Origin of the sequence: Streptosporangium sp. NPDC006013, from assembly GCF_040614275.1 — a bacterium.
GTDB lineage: Bacteria > Actinomycetota > Actinomycetes > Streptosporangiales > Streptosporangiaceae > Streptosporangium.
Map to the genome: position 1 here is coordinate 1 of NZ_JBEXUE010000720.1, position 3598 is coordinate 3598.

Consider the following 3598-nt stretch of genomic DNA (forward strand, 5'->3'; position numbering starts at 1 on the left):
GGACGGTGTGGGAGAGTAGGTCGCCGCCGGACAATCTTTCATTGAGGGCCCTCACCTTTTGGTGGGGGCCTTCGTGCTTTCCGGGAAGGGTTCCGGAAAGGGGCTTGCGGGGTTTTTCTGGGGTTTTCGGCGGGCTTCCGGGTAAGGGGGTCGGCCTCGGCTCTTACCGGTTCGTAGTGGTTTCCGGGGAATCTCCGAACAAGGGGCTGTACCTGGACCCCGCCGGTCGGTGGGCGTTCTTGGTGTTTCCACGCACTGGAATCCGAACCGCCGGCCGGTGTTTCTCATGCTTTCCAAGGAGAGTTCCGAAAGGTGCTTCTGGGAGATGCGGAAATCATCCCAGGAGCAGGAGTTTGACGGAAAGCCAGCCGCTCGTGTTCCGGTCAAGGCCTCCGCGGGCCGCTGGACTTCTTTCGCCATCGGGGCGAGCCTCCGCTGAGCGACCCTCTGCTCTGCCGGACCTGCGATGGCAGGCGGGGACCGGACACTCCGCAGCGCTCTGAAATCCGGCAATGGACTGCGCCACGACGTTCGTGATCATTTACGGGTACCGGAGAAGGGCGTATGGAGTTTCAATGGCTTGCTAGGCTGGAGAGGCCGGGCCACCCCACCAGCGGGTGGCCTTCGTCGCGCCAGACCACGATAGGGCGGGGCAGCGATAGCGAACGGGGCGCACCCCGCGGCCGGAGACCGCCCGCACAGCGAACCGTCCCATCCGATCGAGGAGATGGGATGCGCTCGCAGAGTGAGCCAACGAATGGACCAGAAGTGAACAGTGACAACCGGCCTGAAGGCGCGGGTCGACGCGAAGAGGGCGAGAACCGCGGATCTGGCGGTCAGGGAGGTCACCGCGGCGATCGCGCAGGTGGCTACAGGGGACGTCCGGGAGACGGCCCCCGATATGGTGAGCGCCGAGAGGGGCGCCCGGGCGGTTCTTCCGGCTCTCGTGACCGCGGCGACAGGCCGTCCTACAACCGTGACGACCGTGGTTCCGGTCGTCCTCCTTTCAACCGAGACGACCGGCCGGGCGGTGGGCAGAGGTCTTCGGGGCCGCGTGGTGACAACCAGCGCTCCTATGGTGATCGCGACCAGTCCCGAGGCGGTTCCTACGGGGCCCGTGACCGCGGCGACAGGCCGTCCTTCAACCGTGATGATCGTGGTGAGCGTAGGCCGTTCAACCGCGATGACCGTCCGGGTGGGGAGCGTCCGTCGTTCAACCGTGATGATCGTGGTGAGCGCAGGCCGTTCAACCGCGATGACCGTCCGGGCGGGGAGCGTCGTTCGTACGGTGACCGCGATCAGTCGCGTGGTCAGTATGGTCCGCGTCCCGATCGTGGTGAGCGCAGGCCGTTCGACCGAGATGATCGTCCGGGTGGTGGTTACCGGGGAGATCGTCCGTCCTTCAACCGTGATGATCGTGGTGAGCGCAGGCCGTTCAACCGCGATGAGCGTCCGGGCGGGGAGCGTCCGTCGTTCAACCGTGACGACCGTGGTGAGCGCAGGCCGTTCAACCGCGATGACCGTCCGGGCGGGGAGCGTCGTTCGTACGGTGACCGTGACCAGGCCCGTAGCCGTTACGGTTCGCGTCCCGACAGTGGCGAGCGCAGGCCCTTCAACCGCGATGATCGTGGTGAGCGCAGGCCGTTCAACCGCGACGAGCGTCCGGGTGGGGAGCGTCCGTCGTTCAACCGTGATGATCGTGGTGAGCGCAGGCCGTTCAACCGTGACGACCGTCCGGGTGGGGAGCGTCGTTCGTACGGTGACCGCGATCAGTCGCGTGGTCAGTATGGTCCGCGTCCCGATCGTGGTGAGCGCAGGCCGTTCGACCGAGATGATCGTCCGGGTGGTGGTTACCGGGGAGATCGTCCGTCCTTCAACCGTGATGATCGTGGTGAGCGCAGGCCGTTCAACCGCGATGAGCGTCCGGGCGGGGAGCGTCCGTCGTTCAACCGTGATGAGCGTCCGGGCGGGGAGCGTCGTTCGTACGGTGATCGTGACCAGGCCCGTAGCCGTTACGGTTCGCGTCCCGACAGTGGCGAGCGCAGGCCCTTCAACCGTGATGATCGTGGTGAGCGCAGGCCGTTCAACCGCGATGAGCGTCCGGGTGGGGAGCGTCCGTCGTTCAACCGTGATGATCGCCCAGGTGGGGAGCGTCGTTCGTACGGTGATCGTGACCAGGCCCGTAGCCGTTACGGTTCGCGTCCCGACAGTGGCGAGCGCAGGCCCTTCAACCGCGATGACCGTGGTGAGCGCAGGCCGTTCAACCGCGACGACCGTCCCGCCGGCGGCTACCGGGGAGACCGCGATGGTGAGGGGTCACGCACCCGTTATGGCCGGGATGACCGGCCCGGTGGCCGTGACGAGGCTCCCAGCCGCCAGCGTGAGGAATTGCCCGAGCTTGCCCCGGACATCACCGCGGAGGAGCTCGACAAGGAGATTCGCGAGGAGCTCCGTTCCCTCCCGCTCGACCTCGCGGAGCTGATCTCTCGCCACCTCGTGGCAGCCGAGAGGGCTCTGGGCGAGGGCGACGCGGAGCGGGCGTACGAGCACACCAAGGTCGCCCGCCGCTTCGCGGCCAGGATCGGAGTGATCCGCGAGGCGGTCGGCATCGCGGCCTACCATGCCGGCCACTTCTCCGAAGCACTCAGTGACCTGCGTGCGGCCCGCCGGATGACAGGTTCTGACTCATTCCTGCCGATCATGGCGGACTGCGAGCGTGGCCTCGGCCGCCCCGAGCGCGCCCTCGACCTGGTCCGCTCCAAGGAGGCCGAGCGGCTCGACCGCGTCGGCAAGATCGAGCTCGCCATCGTGGAATCCGGCGCCCGGCGTGATCTCGGCCAGAACGATGCCGCGGTCATCACCCTCCAGCGCCTTCCCGAGTTGCGCGACACGCGTCCTCAGCCCTGGTCGGCCCGTCTCGCCTTCGCCTACGCCGACGCGTTGTTCGAGGCGGGTCACGAGGGGCCCGCCACCGAGTGGTTCGGCCGGGCGATGGCTTTCGACGAGGACGGCGAGACCGATGCGGCCGAGCGTTACGCGGAGCTGACCGGGGCCGTCATCGAGGATCTCGAAGAGGACGACGAGTTCGAGGACGAGGAAGCCGTCGACGGCGACCGCTTCCTGGACGACGCCGATGACGACGCCGATGACGAGATCGACGCCGACGACGTCATCGACGAGGTCGACATCGACGACGCGGCGACTCTGGACGCGGACATCGAGGACGAAGACGATCTCTACGAGGAGGCGTTCGGTACGGGAAAGCCCGTGATCGGTGATGCCCTGGACAACGGCGCTCCTGACGCGAACGGAACGGCGGGTATCGAGCGGAAGATCCAGGAGAAGGAGGGAAAGGCCGACCTGGCTGTCGAGCCGGCCTTCATCGAACCTGACTTCGGCGACATTCTCCGCGATGCCCCCGATATCCACGACGATCGGGACGAGGCGGACGAGCAGGGCCAGAATCGCCGGAGCAAGCCCGAGGAGAAGTAGCTCCCCGGGGGACTTCGCCGTATTTCGGGGCACCGTGACCTTGCCGACCTGCGAGACGTTGCCCGCGTTGTCGGTCGCCCGGTAGAACACCTCGACGGCACCCTCG

General features: G+C 66.9%; 2 protein-coding genes. Both read left to right on the forward strand.

Annotated features, from left to right (window positions below; genetic code table 11):
• Window positions 1–775 precede the first annotated feature (775 nt).
• Window positions 776–2482: a hypothetical protein gene (locus ABZ260_RS48460; protein ID WP_355632010.1), complete on the forward strand. Its 1707-nt coding sequence runs from the start codon at window positions 776–778 to the stop codon at window positions 2480–2482.
• The gene (locus tag ABZ260_RS48465; RefSeq protein WP_355632012.1) at window positions 2389–3492 is read left to right on the forward strand and encodes a hypothetical protein; all 1104 of its coding nucleotides are present in this window, start codon (window positions 2389–2391) and stop codon (window positions 3490–3492) included. Before ABZ260_RS48460 ends, ABZ260_RS48465 begins: the two co-directional genes overlap by 94 nt.
• The last annotated feature ends 106 nt before the right edge of the window (window positions 3493–3598 follow it).